General features: G+C 65.8%; 21 protein-coding genes. 7 read left to right on the top strand and 14 right to left on the bottom strand.

Going from position 1 to position 21,754, the window contains the following annotated elements; translation table 11 throughout:
* From A9X03_RS26900 to A9X03_RS26890, 3 genes are all read left to right on the top strand, one after another.
* The coding region (locus A9X03_RS26900) for an ABC transporter permease (RefSeq protein WP_156746693.1) at positions 1-570 on the top strand (570 nt) is incomplete at its 5' end.
* A complete protein-coding gene (gene cysW / locus A9X03_RS26895) occupies positions 567-1,379 on the top strand; it encodes a sulfate ABC transporter permease subunit CysW (RefSeq protein ID WP_067785167.1) in 813 nt (270 codons plus the stop codon). The genes A9X03_RS26900 and cysW, both read left to right, overlap by 4 nt.
* Positions 1,380-1,400: 21 nt before the next feature.
* Positions 1,401-2,489, top strand: coding sequence for a sulfate/molybdate ABC transporter ATP-binding protein (locus A9X03_RS26890; RefSeq protein WP_067747545.1), 1,089 nt, complete (start codon positions 1,401-1,403; stop codon positions 2,487-2,489).
* A gap of 13 nt (positions 2,490-2,502) precedes the next feature.
* Here the strand turns inward: A9X03_RS26890 and A9X03_RS26885 are convergent, their stop codons facing one another.
* The 3 genes from A9X03_RS26885 to A9X03_RS30940 all read right to left on the bottom strand — a co-directional run bounded on the left by A9X03_RS26885 (position 2,503) and on the right by A9X03_RS30940 (position 5,075).
* Complete coding sequence (locus A9X03_RS26885; RefSeq protein ID WP_067747547.1) at positions 2,503-3,246, bottom strand: phosphoadenylyl-sulfate reductase; 744 nt, start codon at positions 3,244-3,246, stop codon at positions 2,503-2,505.
* Complete coding sequence (locus A9X03_RS26880) at positions 3,243-4,910, bottom strand: nitrite/sulfite reductase (protein WP_068263858.1); 1,668 nt, start codon at positions 4,908-4,910, stop codon at positions 3,243-3,245. Before A9X03_RS26880 ends, A9X03_RS26885 begins: the two co-directional genes overlap by 4 nt.
* A 108-nt stretch (positions 4,911-5,018) precedes the next feature.
* A complete protein-coding gene (locus tag A9X03_RS30940; protein ID WP_368072687.1) occupies positions 5,019-5,075 on the bottom strand; it encodes an Ms4527A family Cys-rich leader peptide in 57 nt (18 codons plus the stop codon).
* Positions 5,076-5,301: 226 nt separating this feature from the next.
* Between A9X03_RS30940 and hemW the strand changes: the two genes are divergently transcribed.
* Complete coding sequence (hemW, locus tag A9X03_RS26875; protein WP_067747551.1) at positions 5,302-6,474, top strand: radical SAM family heme chaperone HemW; 1,173 nt, start codon at positions 5,302-5,304, stop codon at positions 6,472-6,474.
* 3 nt (positions 6,475-6,477) lie between these two features.
* Here the strand turns inward: hemW and A9X03_RS26870 are convergent, their stop codons facing one another.
* The 3 genes from A9X03_RS26870 to A9X03_RS26860 form a co-directional block, all read right to left on the bottom strand.
* On the bottom strand, positions 6,478-7,692 hold the full coding sequence (locus A9X03_RS26870; RefSeq protein ID WP_067747555.1) for a sodium-dependent bicarbonate transport family permease: 1,215 nt from the start codon (positions 7,690-7,692) through the stop codon (positions 6,478-6,480).
* A 214-nt stretch (positions 7,693-7,906) separates the two neighbouring features.
* Positions 7,907-9,142, bottom strand: a complete 1,236-nt coding sequence (locus A9X03_RS26865) for a sodium-dependent bicarbonate transport family permease (protein WP_067747557.1) — start codon at positions 9,140-9,142, stop codon at positions 7,907-7,909.
* 290 nt (positions 9,143-9,432) lie between these two features.
* Entirely contained in the window at positions 9,433-9,645 is a 213-nt protein-coding gene (locus tag A9X03_RS26860; protein WP_067747559.1) for a hypothetical protein, read from the bottom strand.
* A 367-nt stretch (positions 9,646-10,012) separates the two neighbouring features.
* Between A9X03_RS26860 and A9X03_RS26855 the strand changes: the two genes are divergently transcribed.
* From A9X03_RS26855 to A9X03_RS30560, 3 genes are all read left to right on the top strand, one after another.
* Positions 10,013-11,365, top strand: coding sequence for a salicylate synthase (locus A9X03_RS26855; RefSeq protein ID WP_067747561.1), 1,353 nt, complete (start codon positions 10,013-10,015; stop codon positions 11,363-11,365).
* Between the two features lie 154 nt (positions 11,366-11,519).
* Positions 11,520-12,536: an acyl-ACP desaturase gene (locus tag A9X03_RS26850; RefSeq protein WP_067747563.1), complete on the top strand. Its 1,017-nt coding sequence runs from the start codon at positions 11,520-11,522 to the stop codon at positions 12,534-12,536.
* A gap of 226 nt (positions 12,537-12,762) precedes the next feature.
* Positions 12,763-12,951: a hypothetical protein gene (locus A9X03_RS30560; protein ID WP_156737011.1), complete on the top strand. Its 189-nt coding sequence runs from the start codon at positions 12,763-12,765 to the stop codon at positions 12,949-12,951.
* 60 nt (positions 12,952-13,011) lie between these two features.
* Here the strand turns inward: A9X03_RS30560 and A9X03_RS26845 are convergent, their stop codons facing one another.
* The 8 genes from A9X03_RS26845 to A9X03_RS26810 form a co-directional block, all read right to left on the bottom strand.
* Positions 13,012-13,935 carry a MerR family transcriptional regulator gene (locus A9X03_RS26845; RefSeq protein WP_067747565.1) on the bottom strand — a complete coding sequence of 308 codons (924 nt, stop codon included), beginning with the start codon at positions 13,933-13,935 and terminating at the stop codon, positions 13,012-13,014.
* Positions 13,936-13,938: 3 nt separating this feature from the next.
* Positions 13,939-15,441 (bottom strand): NAD(P)/FAD-dependent oxidoreductase, encoded by a 1,503-nt coding sequence (locus A9X03_RS26840; protein WP_067747567.1) that lies wholly within the window; start codon positions 15,439-15,441, stop codon positions 13,939-13,941.
* Positions 15,438-16,358, bottom strand: coding sequence for a reductase (locus A9X03_RS26835; protein WP_067747569.1), 921 nt, complete (start codon positions 16,356-16,358; stop codon positions 15,438-15,440). Before A9X03_RS26835 ends, A9X03_RS26840 begins: the two co-directional genes overlap by 4 nt.
* Before the next feature lie 20 nt (positions 16,359-16,378).
* The gene (locus A9X03_RS26830; RefSeq protein WP_067778678.1) at positions 16,379-17,221 is read right to left on the bottom strand and encodes an SDR family oxidoreductase; all 843 of its coding nucleotides are present in this window, start codon (positions 17,219-17,221) and stop codon (positions 16,379-16,381) included.
* A 3-nt stretch (positions 17,222-17,224) separates the two neighbouring features.
* Complete coding sequence (locus tag A9X03_RS26825) at positions 17,225-18,235, bottom strand: alpha/beta hydrolase (RefSeq protein ID WP_082974581.1); 1,011 nt, start codon at positions 18,233-18,235, stop codon at positions 17,225-17,227.
* Between the two features lie 114 nt (positions 18,236-18,349).
* The gene (locus tag A9X03_RS26820) at positions 18,350-19,513 is read right to left on the bottom strand and encodes an NDMA-dependent alcohol dehydrogenase (RefSeq protein WP_068014849.1); all 1,164 of its coding nucleotides are present in this window, start codon (positions 19,511-19,513) and stop codon (positions 18,350-18,352) included.
* Positions 19,514-19,535: 22 nt separating this feature from the next.
* Positions 19,536-20,987, bottom strand: coding sequence for an aldehyde dehydrogenase family protein (locus A9X03_RS26815; RefSeq protein ID WP_067747660.1), 1,452 nt, complete (start codon positions 20,985-20,987; stop codon positions 19,536-19,538).
* A gap of 14 nt (positions 20,988-21,001) precedes the next feature.
* On the bottom strand, positions 21,002-21,754 hold a 753-nt coding region (locus A9X03_RS26810; RefSeq protein ID WP_068263856.1), incomplete at its 5' end, for an SDR family oxidoreductase.

Raw genomic sequence — 21,754 nt, 5'->3', positions numbered from 1 at the left:
TGGGTGCTGGTGCGCGACGACTTCGTCGGCAAGCGGCTCGTCGACGCGATCATCGACCTGCCGTTCGCGCTGCCCACCATCGTCGCCAGCCTGGTGATGCTGGCCCTCTACGGCAACAACAGTCCGGTGGGGTTGCACCTGCAGCACACCGCGTGGGGCGTGGCGGTGGCGCTGGCCTTCGTCACGCTGCCGTTCGTGGTGCGCGCGGTGCAGCCGGTGCTGCTGGAAATCGACCGGGAGACCGAGGAGGCGGCGGCGTCGCTGGGCGCCAGTGGCCCAAAGATTTTCACTTCCGTGCTGTTGCCGTCGCTGACGCCGTCGTTGCTGTCCGGCGCGGGGCTGGCGTTTTCGCGTGCGATCGGCGAATTCGGTTCGGTGGTGCTGATCGGTGGAGCGGTGCCGGGCAAGACGGAAGTGTCGTCGCAATGGATACGGACCCTGATCGAGAACGACGACCGGACCGGCGCCGCCGCCATCTCCATCGTGCTGCTGTCCATCTCGTTTGTCGTGCTGTTCATCCTGCGGATCGTGGGCGGCCGCGCGGCCAAGCGTGAGGAGCTGGCACCGTGACGTCGTCGCGCGGGGTTCGCTACCTGATCCGATTCGTGGCGCTGGCATACGTTTTCGTGTTGCTCGTTGTCCCGGTGGCCCTGATCCTGTGGCGGACTTTCCGGCCGGGCTTCGGCCAGTTCTTCGACTGGGTCAGCACGCCCGCGGCGGTCTCGGCGCTGAACCTGACGTTGCTGGTCGTCGCGATCGTAGTGCCACTCAACGTGGTGTTCGGCATCCCGACCGCTTTAGTGTTGGCGCGCAACCGTTTTCGCGGTAAGGGCGTGTTGCAGGCCGTCATCGATCTGCCGTTCGCGGTGTCGCCCGTCATCGTGGGCGTCGCACTGATCCTGTTGTGGGGATCGGCAGGCGCGTTCGGATTCGTCGAGAGGGACCTCGGGTTCAAGATCATCTTCGGGCTGCCCGGCATCGTGCTCGCGAGCATCTTCGTCACCCTGCCGTTCGTCGTGCGCGAGGTGGAGCCGGTGCTGCACGAATTGGGCACCGACCAGGAAGAGGCCGCCGCGACCCTGGGATCGGGTTGGTGGCAGACCTTCTGGCGGATCACCCTGCCATCCATCCGGTGGGGTTTGACCTACGGCATCGTGTTGACCGTCGCCCGCACCCTCGGCGAATACGGCGCAGTCATCATCGTGTCGTCGAACTTGCCGGGTAAGTCCCAGACGCTGACGTTGCTGGTCTCGGATCGATACAACCGCGGGGCCGAGTACGGCGCGTACGCGCTGTCGACGTTGTTGATGGGCGTTGCGGTGTTGGTGCTGATCTTCCAGGTAATTCTCGACCTTCGCCGGGCGCGGGCGGACAGATAGGCTCGATATGGAGACTTGTAGATGACCGACAAGCACAACCGCGACCACGCCATCATCGTGCGGAACGCCCACAAGCGCTATGGCGACTTCGTGGCGCTCGACAACGTCGACTTCGTCGTACCGTCCGGCTCGTTGACGGCACTGTTGGGTCCCAGCGGGTCGGGCAAGTCGACCCTGTTGCGCGCCATCGCCGGGCTCGACCAGCCCGACAGCGGAACGATCACTATCAACGGCCATGACGTCACGCGGATCCCGCCGCAGAGACGGGGCATCGGGTTTGTGTTCCAGCACTACGCGGCGTTCAAGCACCTGACCGTTCGCGACAACGTGGCGTACGGGCTGAAGATCCGCAAGCGTCCCAAGGCGGAGGTCAAGGCCAAGGTCGACAATCTGCTGGAAGTCGTGGGGCTGAGCGGCTTTCAGAACCGCTATCCCAATCAGCTGTCCGGCGGTCAGCGACAGCGGATGGCGCTGGCGCGGGCGCTGGCGGTCGACCCCCAGGTGCTGCTGCTCGATGAGCCGTTCGGGGCGCTGGACGCCAAGGTGCGGGAGGACCTGCGCGCGTGGCTGCGCCGCCTGCATGACGAGGTGCATGTCACCACGGTCCTGGTCACCCACGACCAGGCGGAGGCGCTCGACGTCGCCGACCGAATCGCCGTGCTGAACCACGGACGCATCGAGCAGGTGGGATCGCCGACCGAGGTCTACGACGCCCCGGCGACGGCCTTCGTCATGTCGTTTCTCGGGGCGGTGTCCACCTTGAACGGCAATCTGGTTCGCCCGCATGACATCCGGGTGGGCCGCAACCCCGAGATGGCCATCGCGGGCGGCGACGGCACCGCGGAGTCGATCGGGGTGGTGCGCGCCACGGTCGATCGCGTGGTCGTGCTGGGCTTCGAGGTGCGAGTCGAATTGACCAGCGCCGCCACCGGGGGACACTTCACCGCTCAGATCACCCGAGGCGACGCCGAGGCCCTGGCCCTACGCGAGGGCGACACCGTCTACGTCCGCGCCACCCGAATGCCGTCCCTTCCCGCCGAGGACGCCGCCGACGGCGGCAGCCGTTCCGGCGGGGCCGGTGAGAATCAGACCACGCTGACGTCGGCGTGACCCAAGGCCGCGCTCAGGAGGCGTGCAGCCCGCACTCGGTCTTGGCCAGCCCCTGCCAACGCCCACTGCGCGGGTCGGCCCCGGCGAGCGGCTTGGCGGTGCAGGGCTCGCAGCCGATCGACGGATACCCGTCGTAGACAAGCGGATTCACCAGCACGCCGTGCTCGTCGATGTAGTTCTGCATGTCCTCGTCGGTCCACGTCGCAAGCGGGTTGATCTTCACCAGCTTGAAGCCCTCGTCGAAGCCGATCACCGGGGCGTTGGCGCGCGTCTTCGCTTCGCTTCGGCGCAGCCCGGTCACCCAGGCGGAATATCCGCTCAGGACGCGGCGCAGGGGCACGACTTTGCGCAGCCGGCAGCACTCGCCCGGGTCGCGCTCGAACAGGTTCTTCCCCAGCAACTGGTCCTGCTCGGCCACCGTCTGCTCGGGGGTGATGTTGAGAACGTGGATGTCGTAGACCGATTCGACCGCGTCCCGGGTTCCGATGGTCTCGGCGAAGTGGTAGCCGGTGTCCAGGAAGACCACCGGCACACCCGGGCGAACCTTGGCGGCAAGATCGATCAACACCGCCTCCTGCATGCTGGAGGTGAGCACGTAGTTGCAGGTGGCCCAGCCGCGCGGCCCGTTGACCCCGCCGAAGGTCTCGTCGGCCCATTGCAACACCTCGATCGCGCTGGCGCCCTCGAGTTCCGCGGCGCCCCGCGCCGCCAGGTCGCGCAGTTCCGCTTCGGTTCGTTTCGTTGCTTGTCCACTCATCGTAAATCGTCCTCATCCGCCCGAATCGCCCACTGCGCGAACCGTTCTCCCGCACTGCGGTGTTTGATGAAGTTCCTTACCACCCGGTCGATGTAGTCGCCCAGTTCGTCGCTCGTCACCTTGTGCTGGCGCAGCTTGCGCCCGAATCCGCTGTCCAGCCCGAGGCTGCCGCCCAGGTGCACCTGAAAGCCCTCGACCGAGCCCCCGTGACCGTCGTCCACCATTTGGCCCTTGAAGCCGATATCGGCCACTTGAATTCGGGCGCATGAGTTCGGACAACCGTTGATGTTGACCGTGATCGGCACGTCGAGCGAGGAGTTGATGTCCTCGAGCCGGCGCTCCAGCTCCGGCACCAAGACCTGGGCCTTTCCGCGCGTTTCGGCGAACGACAACTTGCAGTACTCGATCCCTGTGCACGCCATCAGGTTCCGGCGCCAATGGGACGGTCTGGTCTGCAGCCCGAGCGCCTCCAGCCCGGCGAGCACCTCGTCGAGTTTGTCGTCGGCGATGTCGAGGATGACCAGCTTCTGGTACGGGGTGAACCGCACCCGGTCCGAGCCCGCCTTGTCCATCAGATCCGCCACCGCAGAGAGGATGGACCCCGAGACCCGCCCCGCGATCGGCGCCGCCCCGACCGCGTTGAGCCCGTTCTTGAGCCGCTGAACCCCGATGTGGTCGATCGGATGTTTGAGCGGTTCGGGGGCCGGCCCGTCGATCAGCGGCCGTTTGAGGTACTCCGTTTCGAGGACCTGGCGGAATTTCTCGATGCCCCAGTCCTTGATCAAGAACTTCAGCCGGGCCTTCGACCTCAGCCGGCGGTAGCCGTAGTCGCGGAATATCGACGTCACGGCCTCCCAGACCTCGGGCACCTCGTTCAGCGGCACCCAGACGCCGACCCGCTGGGCCAGCATCGGGTTGGTGGACAGACCACCGCCGACCCACAGGTCGAGGCCGGGCCCGTGCTCGGGATGGTTGACGCCGATCAAGGCGATGTCGTTGATCTCGTGCGCGACATCCTGCAGACCCGAAATCGCCGTCTTGTACTTGCGCGGCAGGTCGGCGAAGTCCGGCGTGCCGATGTAGCGGCGCACGATTTCGTCGATCGCCCAGGTCGGGTCGAGCACCTCGTCGAGCGACTCGCCGGCCAGCGGCGAACCGAGGATCACGCGGGGGCAGTCACCGCACGCCTCGGCGGTCTGCAGTCCCACCCCGGCGAGCCGCCGCCAGATTTCGGGGACGTTTTCGACCTCGATCCAGTGCATCTGTACGTTCTGCCGGTCGGAGATGTCGGCGGTGTCGCGGCCGAACTCCGTCGAGATCTGGCCGACCGTGCGCAACGCCGCGGCCGACAGGGCACCACCGTCGCAGCGCACGCGCATCATGAAGTACTTGGCTTCCAGCAGATCGGCATTCTCGTCACCGGTGAAGGTGCCGTCATAGCCCTGTTCGCGCTGGGTGTAGAGCCCCCACCAGCGGAAGCGGCCGCGCAGGTCACTCTTGTCGATGCTGTCGAAGCCGGCCTTCGCGTAGATGTTCTCGATGCGTTCGCGCACCTCGAGCGGGGCGCCGGCGTGCTTCATCTCTTCGTTGGGGTTGAGCGGTTCCCGATCTCCCAGCGCCCACTGGCCCTCGTTACGGGGCTTGGCGGGACGGGCTGTGGTCATCTCGGAGGTCTCCTTCGAACATCGCAGGCATGAAAGCGCAGCTCACCGGTGGTATCGGCGGCGCAGATCCGATGCCAGCTGGACGTACAGGTGGGCGGGTCTACGACATCAAGGGAGACAGCAACAGCTGCAAACACGCTTGAGATCAATGTGCCGACGAGCCACGAGCGCAATGCGAAGGCTGGGCTGAGCGACGGTCACGCCACCATTGTGCCACGCCCGTCGGCCGGCGATGTAACCAGGTCAAACATCGGCTCACGATGAGCGGAATTCCCGATTAAGCTGGTCGCGCGGGTAAGAAAACCCAGGAAAAGCGTGTGCGGCCGACATCGGCGCGGGCACGGTGGATCGACGCCGCGGCCGGGTACCGCACACCGTGGGATGATTTGGCATGGCCCTTCGCGAGGAAGCCGTCGAGCTGCCCGACCTCCAGCCCGTCCCCGAGCGGCCGTTCGGGATCTACATTCACGTCCCGTTCTGCATAACCCGTTGCGGCTATTGCGATTTCAACACCTACACGCCGGCCGAGTTGGGCGGTGTCAATCCCGACGCCTGGCTTGCGGCGCTGCGGACGGAGTTGGAGCTGGCGGCAGAGCGTCTGCCCGGGCCGACCGTGACCACGGTGTTCGTCGGGGGAGGGACGCCGTCACTGCTCGGTGGCGCCCGCGTGGCGTCGGTGCTGGAGATGGTGCGCGAGCATTTCACGCTGGCGCCCGATGCCGAGATCACCACCGAGGCCAACCCGGAGTCCGCCTGGCCGGACTTTTTCGACGCCATTCGCGCGGCCGGCTACACGCGGGTTTCGCTCGGCATGCAGTCGGTGTCCCCGCGAGTGCTGGGGGTTCTCGACCGCATTCACACGCCGAACCGATCGGCGGCGGCCGCCCGAGAGGCCTTGGACGCCGGCTTCGAACACGTAAGCCTCGATCTGATCTATGGAACGCCGGGGGAATCCGACGACGATCTGCTGCGCTCGGTCGACACGGCGATCGACACCGGCGTCGATCACGTGTCCGCCTACGCCCTGGTCGTCGAGGAGGGCACGGCGCTGGCCCGACGGGTCCGGCGCGGCGAGCTCGCCGCCCCCGACGACGACATCCTGGCGCACCGCTACGAGCTGGTCGACGCCCGGCTTTCCGAAGCCGGAATGTCTTGGTACGAGGTGTCCAATTGGGCGCGGCCGGGCGGCGAATGCCGGCACAACCTCGGCTATTGGGATGGTGGCCAGTGGTGGGGCGCCGGACCGGGGGCCCATGGCTATGTCGGTGCCACGCGGTGGTGGAACGTCAAGCACCCCAACGCCTACGCGGAAAAGCTGGCCGCCGGCGTATTACCGGTGGGGGGATTCGAGCGGCTCGACTCCGACGCCGTGCACACCGAAGACGTACTCCTGAAAACTCGTCTGCGACAGGGCCTTCCGCGCGATGTGCTGAATTCTGCCGAGGGGGCGCGGGCCGAAGGCGCGGTCGCCGACGGGTTGCTGGTGTCCGACGCAGATCGCTTCATCCTCACGCCGCGCGGCCGCCTGCTGGCCGACGCCGTGGTGCGCACCGTGTTGGGGTAGTCCTCAGCTGTTCGGGAACCAATGCGCGACTGCGCGATTGATCTCGATGTACAGCGGGATCCCGATCGTGACGGTGTAGGAGAAGGTCAGACCCAGCGCGGCCGCCAGCGGCAGGGTTGGGCTCGCCTCTGGGATCCCCAGCCGCTGGACCGCGGGCAGCGTGATGTAGGACGCCGCACTGCACAGCACCGCGAACAAGACGTAGGTGCCCGGCTGGAAGTGCGTGTCGGTCAGGTTGGCGTAGGCGTAGGCGGCCAGGATGCCAAGTGCCGCAAACAGGTTGGGCGCCAACAGGCCGAAGGCGATGAACCCGCCACCGGCCAACTTCAGATCCCGTAATTTGCGGGACGCCGTCATGCCCATCTCGAGCAGAAACAGGCAGAGCACGCCCTGAAACGCCGCAACGAAGAGCTCGTTTTGGTCGTGCACAACCTTCTGGCCCTGCAGCGCGCTGATGAAGCCGATGGCGATGCCGCCGACGAGGAGGATGAGGCCGGGATTGAGGAACACTTCCTGCAATATCGCCCGTGACATCAGCGGTGCCTTCTCGCGCTGCGGGGTGTTCCCGTACCACGCGTGCTCCTGCTTTTCCAGCGAGAACTCCAGCTCCTCTTCGATTCCGCGCTCGACCCCGTCGTCAACGCCCTCGGCCTGGGCGGCAGCGCCGGGACCTACCCTTGCGGGGGCGGTGTAACCCTGCTCGTCCGGCATGTACCCGGCTTCGTCCATCCCGCGGTGTCGCAGCCGGGCCACCAGGTATAGGGCAACCAGGCAGCCGGGAATCTCCATGAACGCGAGTAGAACCGGCATGTAGGCGTCGAAGGCGATCTTCACGCTGGTCAACACGGCCACGCAGGTGGCGAAGGCGCCCGCCGAGTCCGACCCGTAGTAACCGGCGACCGTCGCCCTGTCGACGCGTCGCAGCCGCGTCAGGTACCTCAGCAAGACATAGGTGAGCACTCCGATCACGAAGTTCAGCACCAAGCCCAGCGCGACGAATCCGGCGATGTTGTCGATATCGGCGGGTTTCACTTTCGCCAGCTCTTCGCCACCCTGCCAGCCGACGGCCACCAGCAGATACATCGTCAAACCCTGGTAGATCACGTACGGGAATTCGAACCGCACCCTCAGGATCGGAATGAGGAAACCGAAGTAGAAGAACAGCAGCAGCGGCTTGAACAGATTGTGGATGAAGTTCTGCCACATCTCTTGAAGCATGGGCGCCTCCTGGCGACGCAGTACAGCCCGGCGGGTGGCAGCAGGCGACTCGCGGCGCCCCTGAACTTAGTGGAACCTCGCGGGCTTGAGCGAGCCGACCATCGCGTCTTTACGAACAATTAACAAGTGGCCGATTGGGACCTTGGCGCGGCCCGTCAAACGAACTGTCGCCCACCATGATTCACCGGCCTGCGCGACCGCGTGGTTGGCGAAACTAGAACCAGTGGGCGATCAGCCGATTGACCTCGATGTACAGCGGGATGCCGATGGTGACGTTGTAGGAGAACGTCAAGCCGAGCGACGCGGCAAGCGGCAGGGTGGGACTGGCCTCCGGGATGGCGAGCCGCTGGACCGCCGGGACGGCGATGTAGGACGCGGCGCCACAGAGCACCGCGAAAAGCACATAGGTGCCGGGCTTGAAGTCGGCGTGGGTGAGCGACGAGTAGATGTGCGCGACCAGGATGCCAAGCGGGGCAAAGATATTCGGGGCCAACAGGCCGAAGACGATGAACCCGGGGCCGGCGCTGCGCAGGTCCTTCAGCTTCCGGGAAGCCGTCATGCCCATCTCGAGCAGGAACAGACACAGCACGCCCTGGAACGCCATGACGAAGAACTTGTCGTCATCGGCGACCACCTTCTGCCCCTGTAGCCCACTGACCAGGCCGATGATGATGCCCCCCATCAGCAGGACAAGTCCGGGGTTGAGGAACACCTCTTGGAACAGCTCCCGCGAGAAGATCGGCGCCCGCTTGCGCGCCGGGCCGGCAGTGCTCTGGTCGGGCTCCCAGTCCGGGTGGTCGAGCTTTTCCAGGGAGAATTCCAGCTCCTCTTCGATGCCGCGCTCGTGCTCGGCCGCCAGGCTCTGGCCGTGCGGTGGCTTGGCCGCGGTGCCCGGCCCGACCGAAACCCGCACCGGCGCTGTGTAGCCCGGTTCGTCGACCATGTTCCCCGCCGCGTCCATCCCGCGGTGACGCAGCCGCGCCACCAAATACAGGGCCACCAGACAGCCGGGAATCTCCATGACGGCCAACATGACCGGCATGTACGCGTTGAAGGCCATGCCGACGGCCGTCAGCACGGCCACGCAGGTGGCGAACGTTCCCGCTGAGTCTGACCCGTAATAGCCGGCAACGGTCGCTCGGTCGACTCGCCGGAGGGTGGTCAGCCAGTTCAGCAGCAGGTAGGCGATGCCGCCGATTACGAAGTTCAGCACGAATCCCAAAACCATGAAGCCGACGATCATCCCGATGCTGCCGGCGCTGATCTTCGCGAGCTCTTCACCCCCGTGCCAACCAATGGCCAGCAGCAGGTACATGGTCAAGCCCTGATAGATGACGTAGGGGAATTCGAAGCGCACCTTCAGGATCGGAATGAGAAAGCCGAAGTAGAAGAACAGCAGGAGCGGCTTGAACAGGTTGTGGGTGAAGTTCTGCCAAAACTCTTGCAGCATTTGATGCCTTCCTCGATGAGTGCGGTGATCAGGGAAAGCACCGTCCGCAAGCGGAGCCACCACGAACATCCCGACGACCGTGGAAAACTTATCCCCGGCGATGTCAAACCGCCACTCGAATGCAAAGCATGAAGTACAGGCGTGTCGAATCGATGCCGACGCGCCGATGACGGGCAAAAGCGCTGTTCAGACGGTTTCTGCCGACTGCCTTCCGGCCGCGGGCCACCGACACCGCAGGCGTGGGTTTGGTGGGAATATGCTGTGCATTTGCTGTGTGGCTAGCACAGGAATCAGCGGGCCGACGAAATTACCGAGGGCCTGACCCCGACGCCCTTCTTGCGGTGTGTCACCGACAGCCATGCCATCGGCGAGTAATAGGTGGTGATTTCCTCGAAGCCGTCGACCCTCGAGACTGTGAGCACGCCGGTCTCTTGATTGATTTCAAGCCCGTCACTCTCGCTGCCCTGGATCTCTTCGCCGTTCGCCAGCCGGATCACGAACATGACGTCGCTTTCGAATCGGCACGATCGTGCTCGCCGGAATTCACCGCCACTCCTTCACTCACGCCGCTGGGGCCTGCCGCCTCCCATTAAATCTCCCGGCCGGCGGGTTCGCACGATCTCGCCCGGAGTTCAGGCGAGGTCACGTCGCATGGGCCGTGCAGGGCTCCGACCGGGCGGGTCGTCGCGTCCCGTGTACCTGCGCTAACTGGCAGAGTCGGCGGGCCGGCGTGGGATCGAGGTGCGGCACGAGCGGGGACGGGCCGCCGCCCCGGCTTGACGAAGTTCTCGGCAGGACGGAGCGAATATGCCGGGCCGCGGCTGGGACAGCTTGCGCGTCCTTAGATAGGTTAGGCTACATTTACTAACCGTGACCGAGGTCAGCGTTCAGACGAGTTCCGCCGGCTCCACGTCATCGCCGATTCCACTTCCCGCACACGTGCACCCGGCCGACCTGGCCGCCGAGCTCGCCACGCGGTTGCCCGAACAAGCCGGCGAGGAGTACCTGGTCTACGAGCGCGGCGGTCAATGGGTACTCGCCAGCGGCGTGCGCGCGATGGTCGAGCTGGACAGCGACGAGATGCGGGTCGTCCGGGACGGCGTGACTCAGCGCCAACGGTGGTCGGGGCGGCCCGGGCCGGTCCTGGGTGAAGCCATTGACAGGCTGTTGCTGGAGACCGACCAGCTCTTCGGTTGGATCGCCTTCGAGTTCGGCGTCTACCGGTACGGGCTGGAGCAACGGTTGTCGCCGGGAACCCCGCTGGCCCGCGTGTTCTGGCCGCGCACTCGCATCGTGGTGACCCGGGAGCACGTCCAGCTCTGGGGCGCGACGGCGGCGCATCGCGACATGGTTCTCGGCCTGTTGGGCGACGGCATGCCCGAGGTGCGCCAGGCGCGCCCCGTCGACGTCATCGCCGACCCGTCCAACTATCGCGACCGGGTGGCATCGGCCGTCCGCGAGATCGCGGGGGGCCGCTACCACAAGGTGATCCTGTCCCGTTCGCTGGAAGTGCCTTTCCCCCTGGACTTCCCGTCGACTTATCGGCTCGGTCGCCGCCACAACACCCCGGTGCGGTCATTCCTGTTGCGTCTGGGGGGAATTCGCGCTGTCGGTTACAGCCCCGAGCTGGTCGCGGCGGTCCATGATGACGGCATCGTGTTGACCGAGCCCCTGGCGGGCACCCGCGCGCTGGGTCGCGGTGTGGCACTCGACCGGCAGGCCCGCGACGACCTGGAGTCGAATTCCAAAGAAATTGTCGAACATGCGATCTCGGTGCGCAGCTCGCTGCAGGAGATCACCGAGATAGCCGAACCCGGTAGCGCGGTGGTCACCGACTTCATGACGGTGCGCGAACGCGGCAGCGTGCAGCACCTGGGCTCCACGGTCAGCGGGCGACTGGGCCCGTCGAACGACCGGATGGACGCGCTGGAAGCGCTCTTCCCGGCCGTCACCGCGTCGGGCATCCCGAAAGCGGGCGGCGTCGAAGCGATCCTGCGCCTCGACGAGGGTCCGCGCGGCCTGTATTCCGGAGCGGTCGTGATGTTTTCGGCCGACGGCGGCCTGGACGCGGCGTTGACGCTGCGGGCGGCATACGAGCGCGATGGCAGGACGTGGTTGCGCGCGGGGGCGGGCATCATCGAAGAGTCCACTCCCGAGCGTGAATTCGAAGAGACCTGCGAAAAGCTGTCCACACTCGCGCCCTATCTGGTTGCGCGGCAGTAGCCCGTCCGGTCGGTCGAGGGCGCTGTGAGCGGCGTCCCTCGGCGTAGGGACCTTTGGCCCTAGTTGGTCGAGTTTCCCGCGTGTCATCTTTATGTAACCGAATGACACAGATACATTGCGCGTTACTGGACGGCACACATAACTGGAGGGCTTCGTGTCCGAGGACCTGACTAATCTGCAGCTACTACACGAGCTCGAGCCTGTGGTCGAGGGCCTGCTCAACCGCCATCTTTCGATGTTCAAGGAGTGGAATCCCCACGACTACGTCCCGTGGTCGGACGGCAAGAACTTCTACGCGCTGGACGGTCAGGACTGGGAACCCGGGCAGAGCCGGCTCCCCGACGTCGCGCAGGTGGCGATGGTGCAAAACCTGCTGACCGAGGACAATTTACCGTCCTATCACCGCGAGATCGCGATGAACTTCAGCATGGACGGCCCGTGGGGTCAGTGGGTCAACAGGTGGACGGCCGAGGAGGCCCGGCACAGCACCGCGCTGCGCGACTACCTTGTGGTCACCCGCGCCGTCGACCCGGTGGCGCTCGAGCAGCTGCGGCTCGAGCAAATGACTCGGGGCTTCAGCCCGGGACAGAATCAGCAGGGCGACATGTTTGCCGAGAGTCTGTTCGACTCGGTCATGTACGTCTCGTTTCAGGAACTGGCTACCAGGGTCTCCCACCGCAACACCGGCAAGGCCTCGCAAGAACCGATCGCCGAGCAGCTGATGGCCCGAGTCTCGCACGACGAAAACCTGCACATGATCTTCTACCGGGACGTCAGCGCGGCGGGTCTGGACATCGCCCCGAACCAGGCGATGAAGTCGGTCCACAAGATCCTGCGCAACTTCAAGATGCCGGGATTCACGGTGCCGGAGTTCCGGCGTAAGGCGGTGATCATCGCCGTTGGCGGCGTCTACGACCCGCGCATCCACCTCGACGAGGTGGTGATGCCCGTGCTGAGGAAGTGGCGCATCTTCGAACGCGAAGACTTCACCGGCGACGCCGCGCGGATGCGCGACGATCTCGCCGTGTTGGTCAAGGAGCTCGAGCAGGCCTCCGACAAGTTCGAGGAGTCCAAGCAGCGTTATCTCGAGCGTGAGGCCCGCAAGACCGAACGAATCACGGCCAGCAAGGTGCTCCAAACGGAAGGCACGCTGACCTTGAGCGGCCACTGACGAGGTCCGGGTGCGCGGGGTTCCTGTCCCAGCAGCCTGACGGCAGCGTTCGCTGCGCTCGAAATGTGTCAGTTCCGCCGGGGGCGGGCGATCTAAGCCGCTGCGCCCTCCGAGCGCGTCTTGGCTGAGGACTGAACTCCGGCGCTTCGCCTGATTGGGGAGTTTGAACCCCGGCTGGGCGGGGAATTCCTGCATGCCCCTCATATTGTGAAGATCAGGAAGTCCCATGCTTAGCGCACGTATCGACCGCTTCAAGGAAGATTGGTTTCTGTTTCTCGGCAAGCTAGCGGCTGTGTCCACCCCGCAGTTGGGCATCATCTACGGCTTTGCCAATCGTCGAGAGGCGCGGGATCCGGTGAGCCAGGGCGGGCCGACGGCGCGTCCTCTCGCTCACCGGCCCCGACTGATCGCGTAGCGTTTCCGATTCGACCCGCAAACCGACGGTCAGGGGGCTTACCCCCGGGACCGGCCCCGCTCAGGCCCAGTCGGCGGTCGCGTTGGACTCGAGGTAATCGGCGAGTATGCGGCTCACCAGTGACTCGATATTCGACTCGATCGACGACGCGAGCGTGGCGGCGACCGTTGCCACGGCCTGAGTCCGGAAGCGCACCAGCATGGTGATCAGCTCGGCGATCTCGGCATCCGCCGGCAAGGGTTCCCCCGGCTTGATGCGGTCCAGGACATGCTCGGCGCCGGCGCGCACCAGCATGTCGCTGATCTTGTCTATTTCGGGCACGATCTGCTCGTGTAAGTCGACGAGCTTCTCCAATTTGACGCCGTAGCCCCGTATTTCGTTGAACGCCTCGATCAGTTTGGGGCGGGTGACGGTGGCTCTCGCCCCGTCGACCCGGATGACCTGCAGCGCCACCAGGCGGTCGAACGCTTCGGGGTCGTCAACGAGTCGCTGCGCATCGGCCAGCGGCATGGTCTCAGGCTTCTCCGTCGTCCAGGTGCCCACGATCGCCGTCTCGAGGCCCAGCACGTCGCCCAGGTTCTTGCCTTCTTCCCAGGCGCTGAGCATTTCGCGCACGTGGGCGATGTTGTATCCGCGGTCGAGCATCGAGGTGATCAGCCGCAGGCGGGTGAGGTGCGTGTCGTTGAACAGGGCGATGCGCCCGACGCGCAACGGCGGAGGAAGCAGCCCGCGGTCACGGTAGACCCGGATGTTGCGGGTGGTCGTGCCGGCCAGCCGCGCCAGGTCGTCGATCCGGTACTCACCGGACGCGGGGGCACCTTGCGGGTGGCGGACCGCTGCGTCGAACAGTTGTGAGACCGCGGTCTCGATCAACTGCCGGTACTCCCGCGACTGGCGCCGCACGCGCCTCGGCGCGCGCCGCACGTTGTGCAGCACGCTGGCGATGGTGCCGGGTTCGGGTCTCGAAGAACGGTCGGGTGCCATGCGTCAGCCCGACGCGGCGGCAAGCGGCGTGGAGTCGCGCGCCACCGCTTGGTAGTCCCCGTAGCGGAAATCTTTCATCTGGCGAAGATACTGCGTCGCGAAACCCGGGTACATCGACCCGTTGTATCCGTCCTTGGTCAGGTACCAGCTGCGGCAACCGGACATCCACGTCGTCTTCGTGAGGCGGCGCTGCAGGCTGTCGTTGTGGCGGCGCTGAACCTCTTCGCGCACATCGAGATAACGCAGGTCGTTGTCGAGAATGGCGGTGATGCCGCGAACCGCGTACTCGAGCTGACCCTCGATGTAGACCAGCAGCGAGTTGTGGCCAGGCCCGGAGTTGGGCCCGGTCATGACGAACAGATTCGGATATCCGTGCACGCTGATGCTCTTGTAAGCCTGTGCGCCATCGGCCCATTCGTCACCCAGCGAGCGGCCGCGCAGGCCGGTGACCGGGAAGGGCGGTCCGGTCAGATGGACGTCGTAGCCGGTGGCGAACACGATGCAGTCCAGGTGATGTTCGATGCCGTCGCTGGTGCGGATGCCGACCGGGCTCAGGGTGGCGATCGGCCAGTCGATGAGCTTGCAGTTCTCGCGCTGAAGGGCGGGGTAGTAGTCGCTGGAGACCAGCATGCGCTTGCAGCCCGGGCGGAAGTCCGGCGTCAGCTGGCGGCGCAGCCACGGGTCCCTCACCTGAGCGCGCAGATGCGCCCGCCCCAGCCGGGCGGCCAACGAGGTCAGCGGCGTGTCCCACACCAGGGCCGTGGCGCTGGCCTCGTGGCCCCAGAACAACGCCTGCCGCGCAAGTTGCTGGGCGGCGGGCACTTTGGCGAAGAGGGTCTGCAGGGCGGGCGGGGTGGCGACGTCCAGGCGCGGCAACACCCAGCATGGCGTGCGTTGGAACACCTTGACCAACCCGGCCCGCTTCGCCAGCTCGGGGATGATCTGAATGGCGCTGGCGCCGGTACCGATGACGGCGACCCGTTTGCCCGAGAAGTCGTAGTCGTGGTCCCAGCGGGCGCTGTGAATCTTGTGTCCGCGGTAACTGTCCAGGCCGCGAATGTCGGGGAACCTGACGTCCGACAGCGGTCCGGAGGCCAGCACGACGGTGCGCGCGCGGAATCGCTTGCGGCCTTTGGTGGTTGCCGTCCACACCCCGCTGTTCTCGTCGAAGGCCAGACCGCTGACCTCCTGGCCGAATCGAATGTGGCGACGGATGTCGAATCTGGTCGCCATGTCCTCGAGATGGCGGCAGATCTCCGGGGCGGGGGAGTACGTCCGCGACCAGCTCGGGTTCTTGACGAACGAATACGAATACAGCAGCGAGGGCACGTCACAGCTGGCGCCGGGATAGGTGGTGTCGCGCCAGGTTCCGCCCACCCGGTCGCCGCGTTCCAGGATCACGACGTCGTCGACCCCGGCGTCGGCCAACCGGATCGCCGCTCCCAGTCCGGTGAAGCCGGCTCCGATGACGAGCACCGCGTGGGCGCGGTCGGCGGCCATCATCACGCCGCCGGCCGGTAGGTGAGTTCCTTGAACCAGCTGGGCACGGGTTTGAGCAACGGCTTGGGATAGCGGTCCGACAGCCACACCATCGAATTGGCCAGCAGGTGGTAGGGGTGGGCGGGGTTGACGACCATCGCGGCGTGTCGCTTGAGCAGTTGGTATGCCGGCACCCGCGAGGTGCGCTCACCCCGCTCGCCGAGCTGCTTGAAGCGTTTGACCGCGTTGTAGAGGCGCTCGGGCTCCATGCCCATGCCGGCCATCTCGTTGCGGACGCGATTGAGCAGCGGGATATACATCAGGGTGCCGACGATCACGCCCGGCGACGCGACTGTCCCGACGAATTCGATGGCAAGTTTGCGGGCCCTCGCGTGGCCGATCATGTCGAGCACCGCGAAATCGACGGCGATGTGGCGTGATTCGTCGTTGTTGATTTTCTCGAAGACTTGATGGCACACCGGGTCTGCAACGGTGTCGAGCAAGAACTTCAGCAACGCGCCGTCGAGGGCGACCTCCAGCATCGGTATCACGGTGCCCAGCACGGACAACGGCATGTCGTCGGAGTAGGCGTCGAGCCACTGGATGGCGAGCCGGATGTTGACGTTCGGCTTGGGAACTTCGCCGTCGTCGAGCATGCCCCAGCGCTTCATCAGCGCCATCTCGGCGTTGGCGTGCCGTTGCTCCTCGGCGTGGAAGTACCGGTAGATCTCGGCCAGTGTCGGGTTGGGCGCCTTCTTGGCCAGGGCCGCGAATCCGCGGGCGCCCACGTTCTCGATCCAGCACAGGTCGGCCATGAAAGCCTTGAGCTTGGGCCGGAATTCCTCCCGGATGGTGTCGGCGCCGGGCGCGTCCCAATCGATGTCGGCGAGCGCCCATTGGCGGTCCTTGATCTTGGCGAGCATGGCTTCCATGTCGATGGCCACTGGGAGCTCCTTTGCTTTGGTCAGGGCAGGTTGATCCGCGAGGCCAGACCGGCCGCACGTGTATAGGCGTGTGGTGTCAGGCGTTTGATGCTCCAGCCGATTTTGGCGTCGAGCTGTGGCATGCAGTAGAGGTCGCCGCGGTCGTGCGCGTCCAGGCAGATCCGCGCGACTTTGTCCGCCGAGAATCCGGTCCAGCGCATCAGCTTGTTGGCCAGTTCGCTGGATTCCTCGCTGATGCGGCCGGATTCGACGATGTTGGTCTTGACGAAGGTCGGACACAGCACGGTTACTCGCACGCCGGTGCCTGCCAATTCGGCGGCCAGGGTCTCGGACAGTGACAGCACGCCGGCCTTGCTGACGTTGTAGGGGGCCATTCCCGGCGCCGCGCCGAACGCCGCCGCCGACGCGACGTTGATGATGCCGCGGGGGGCGGGCGACGGCTCCCGGAGGATCGGTGCGAAGACGTGGCAGCCGTGAATGGGGCCCCACAGGTTGATTCCGATGGTCCATGCCCAATCGTCCAGGGGCGTATCACCGATGGCCGCGCCGCCGGCGCCGACGCCGGCGTTGTTGATCACCAGCGTCGGGCATCCGGAAAACCAGGCCTGTGATTGCCCGGCCAGCGCCCGCACGTCCTCGAAGTGCGAGACGTCGCAGCGGATCGCCGTCGCACTGGCGCCCAGTTGGGTGATCGCGTCGGCCGTCCGTTGGGCGGCCGCTTCGTCGATGTCGCTGCAGACGACCCTGCCGCCACGGCGGCCGAGTTCGATGGCGAAGGCCGCCCCGATACCGCTTCCGGCGCCGGTCACCACCGCGGACGCACCGCGGCTGGTCTTCGGCCTGCCCAGCAGTCTGTCCAGCATCGCTCAGCGCACCTCCTGCGTTGTGACGCGTGCATCCTGCAACGCGTGGGTGACGAAGCGCGCGACGTAGCCCATTGCCGCGGCGGCTTCGGGCGTCATCCGGGGCAGCGCCTGAAAGACGTGCACCTGGTGTGGCCAGATCTGCAATTCGCAACGGCCGCCGGCGGTTTCGATGTCGGCGGCGAGCTGACGGGCGTCGTCTTGCAGCATCTCCGCGCCCCCGGCCTGGATCAATGTCGGGGGAAGCGGAGGGCCGCCGGCGACGTTGAGCGTCAGCCGCTGGTGCGCGGGATCGACGCCGGCGTGATACATGCCGACCAGGCGGGCCGCGTCGGCCGCCCGGATCGCGGGATCGCGGCGCAGTCGTTCTCGGGCGAGGCACAACTCGAAGCTGAGGTCGTACAGCGGGGAGAACAACGTCAGTGCGGCGGGGTGATCGGCCACCACCTCGGGTTGCAGCAACATGTCGACGGCCAGATGGCCGCCCGCCGAATCCGCGGCGACGACAAGCCCTTTCGGCGACAAACCGCACGAGTCCACCAGCCAGTCCCAGCCCGAGCGCACGTCGTCGGCCGCGGTGGGGAAGCGGTGGCGGGGCGCGAGTCGATAATCGATGCCGAACACCGGCAGACCGGTCAATGACGACAGCCAGGATGTCAACCGGCGGTGCGTCTTGGCCGAGCACACGGCGAAGCCGCTGCCGTGCACGTAGTAGACGGCGCCCGCGGAGGTGGACGACCGCGCGGTATCGCTTGTCGGCGTGCGGGGCCCGTAGACCCATTCGCCCTTGACCCGGCGACCGTCCGGCAGCCTCGTGTCGACGTGTTCGACTCGGGTGCCCGCCAGTGAGGGCCCGAAGGTGCCCATGATCCGGGCAACGATTTGGCGCGACAGCCACAGGCCCCACGCCCGCTCGGGCGGTAGCAGGCCGGTGACGGGCCGCAGGGTGTAAGCACTTACCGCTGCCGCGCCGCGGGACCGCAATGACCCGCGGGCCGGAACACCGTCCGCCATGCCGGGAAGTCAATACCAAATGGTGACATTAGTCAATGGCAGCTTTTAGGGGTCGGGTGCTTGCTTCGCAACGCGCGGCATGCGCGGGCCCATCGGCTCCCCGTCGCCGTCCAACTACTCGAAAGCGATGACGCCCCGGATGTTCTTGCCGGCGCGAAGGTCTTTCATGGCCTCGTTGATGTCGTCGAGCTTGTACTTCTGCGTGACCAACTCGTCGAGCTTGATCAGGCCCGCCTCGTACATCGATAGCAGCTTGGGCATCGCTTCGCGCGGGTTCATCTCGCCGTAGAGCGCCCCTTTGAAGGTCTTGCACGAGTTGACCATGTCGCCGAGCATCATCGGGACCATCATGTCGGTGATCTTGGCCATCCCGGTCAGCACACAGGTTCCGCCCTTGCGCAACAACATCATCGCCGTAAAGATCAGGTCGGCCGGCACCACCCCGGGGGTGAGAACGACGCGGTCGGCCATGACTCCCCAGGTGATCTCCTTGACAAGTTCGACCGCCGCACCGGCATCGACGGCGGTGTGGGTTGCGCCGAACGTCGGCGCGATCTGACGTTTGAATTCGTTGGGGTCGACGGCGACGATGTGCTTGGCGCCCGCGACCTTCGCGCCCTGCACCGCGTTCATGCCGATCCCGCCGACACCAATCACCACGACGGTGTCACCCGCTCCCGTGCCTGCCGCGACGGATCCCGAGCCGAATCCCGTTGTCACACCACAGGACACCAGGGATGCGGCCTCCAAGGGGATCCAGTCATTCACCTTCACCAGCGAACGCTCGGACGCCACCACGTACTCGGAGAACGTGCCGACCTGCATCATCGCCATCAGATCCTCGTCGCCGAGGTGGCGTCGCCGGGTGCCGTCGGTGGTCATTGCCTTGCTGTAAATGTCGGAGCCAATGTCGCACAGGTACGTGTGCCCGGTGGCGCACCATCGGCAGCTACCGCAAGCAGGCAGGAACGAGATCGCCACATGGTCGCCAGGTTTGAGTGTCTTCACCTCGGGACCGACCTCTTCAACGACACCCGAGCCCTCGTGGCCGCCGAGCATCGGGAACCATTCGGGTACCGGAATGCCGGACGCCCGCATCATTTCTTCCATCTCGGCCGTCGGCACACTGTCGCCGGTGTAGAAGTGCTCGTCAGAATGGCAGATGCCGGCGTAGGCCATCTTGACCAGAACCTCGCCGGCGTGCGGAGGATCGAGCTCGACGTCGGTGACTTCCCAATCGATACCGACGCCGCGTAACACCGCTGCTTTGGACTTCATTGTCGCTTCTTTCAGTTGGGAGTCAGGCGGCAGGCCAGCCGACGGTCTTTGTCTCGGTGAAGATTTCGAGCCCCTCGATGCCGCATTGTCGTCCGACACCGGACTGCTTGTAGCCGCCGAACGGCGCGTCCGCGCCGTACCAGAGTCCGCCGTTGATGCCCAGGGTGCCGGTTCTGATCCGGCGTGCGACGGATTTCGCGCGATCTAGATCAGCGGCGAACACCACGCCCGACAGGCCATAGATCGAATCGTTGGCGATGCGCACGGCGTCGTCGTCGCCGTCGAACCCGATGACCGACAGCACCGGCCCGAAGATCTCCTCCTGGGCGATCGTCATCTTGTTATCGACGTCGGCGAATACCGTTGGCTCGACGTAATAGCCCTTGGGGAGATGCTTGGGCACCCCGCCGCCGGTGACCAGTCGGGCGCCTTCCTGCTTACCCTTCTCGATGTAGCCGAGCACGCGGTCATGCTGCCTCTTGGAGACAAGTGGACCCTGCAGCACCGACGGGTCCGTGGGGTCACCGTATTTGTTGTTCTCCATCGCTGTCTTGACGATTTCGACCGCTTCGTCGTAGCGCGAGTTGGGGACCAGCAGTCGGGTGGGCATCGCGCAGCCCTGCCCGGCGTGCATGCAGATGAAGGCGCTGCCGCCGACCGCGCCGCCGATGTCTCCCTCCTCGTCGAGGACGAGGTACACGGACTTGCCCCCGAGTTCGAGGAAGGTGGACTTGATGGTCTCGGCGGCCGCCGCCATGATGCGCCTGCCGGTAGCGGTCGAGCCGGTGAACGCCACCATGTCTACCAGTGGCGAGGTCGAAATCACCTCTCCGACGGAATGATCGGACGACGGGACGATGTTGATGACCCCGGGCGGGATGTCGGTGTGTTCCGCGATGATGCGGCCGATTCTGGTGGCGTTCCACGGTGTGTCCGGGGCGGGCTTGAGCACGCAGGTGTTACCCATCGCCAGGATGGGGCCGATCTTGTTCAGGATGATCTCGAAAGGAAAATTCCAGGGCGTGATCACACCGACGACTCCGATCGGCTCCTTCCAGACTTCGCGGGCCGTCAGGCTGCCCAGGCCGAAGGCGTCCTTGTCGGGAAGCGGCCGTTCCCAAGCGAATTCACCGATCATGTCCGCAGGCCAGGTGAGCGCTTCGCGGAGGGGGACGTCGAGCTGCGGTCCGTAGGTGGACAGCACGGGGCAGCCGACCTCCGCGACGAGCTCGCCGCGTAAGTCCTCACGTTCGGCTTCCAGCGCCGCCTGCAGCTGCCGCAGGCCGGCGGCTCGCGCCTCGCCATCGCGTGACCACGCCGCGTTGTCGAACGCGTGCCGTGCCGCAGCGATGGCGCGTTCCATGTCGGCGTGGGTGCCGTCGCAGGTGGTGCCGAGCACCTCCTCGGTCGCCGGATTGACGTTGTCGAATCGCCGCCCGGATACGGACTCGACGAGCTTGCCGTCGATGAGCATGCGCGGTTCGTGGTTCACCAATTCCGAAGCTCCTTCACTGCATCAGAGGCGCGTGGGGCCAGAGTCAGATGTGGGATAAAACTGCTTTTGCCGCAACGGATAACGGAATCGACAACGTCAACCAGGTGCTCGACGTCGACGAGGCCGCCGAGCATGTATTTGTTATCCATCCAGTATCTGATAGCCGCTTCCAGGGCGTCGGGGTCCCACGCCTTGTTGAACTCAGTCTGCGCGTCGCCGGTGCCGCCCAGGCTGTCGCCGACGGCCAGACGGGTGAAGCCGATCTCCGGATGCTCGATGCGCCAGGCCTCGACAAGCTTGTCCAGCGCCGCCTTGGACACCGCGTATGCGCCGAGCAGCGGCCAGGGCGTCGTGTACGACGCGCTGAGCGACGAGAGGTAAACGGCACCGCCCGCCGCCGCGGCCAAATGGGGCGCGGCCGCGGCGGTGACGAGTGAGGCGCCGGTGACGTTGGTGGCGAACAGTTGCGCCCACTGTTCCGCGGTCACCTCGCGCAGCGGCGCGAGCACACCCATGCCGGTCGTGTAGACCAGGGCGTCGAGCCCGCCGAGCGCGCCGACCACCTCGGACATCGCCGCCTGGCAATTGTCGGCTACGGTGACGTCGCACGCGACGGCCACCGCGCCGTTGCCGGCTTCCCCGGCGGCATCGACCAGCCTGTCGTATCGCCGCGCCAGCAGCGCGACATGTGCGCCTCGCTGGGCAAGCCCTATGCCGATGCATCGTCCGAGTCCGGCGGAGGCACC

It is taken from the genome of Mycobacterium sp. E1715, from assembly GCF_001667625.1.
In the GTDB taxonomy this organism is placed as follows: domain Bacteria; phylum Actinomycetota; class Actinomycetes; order Mycobacteriales; family Mycobacteriaceae; genus Mycobacterium.
The sequence above is the reverse complement of the archived record's forward strand: the minus strand, read 5'-3'. Positions and strand labels throughout refer to the sequence as shown.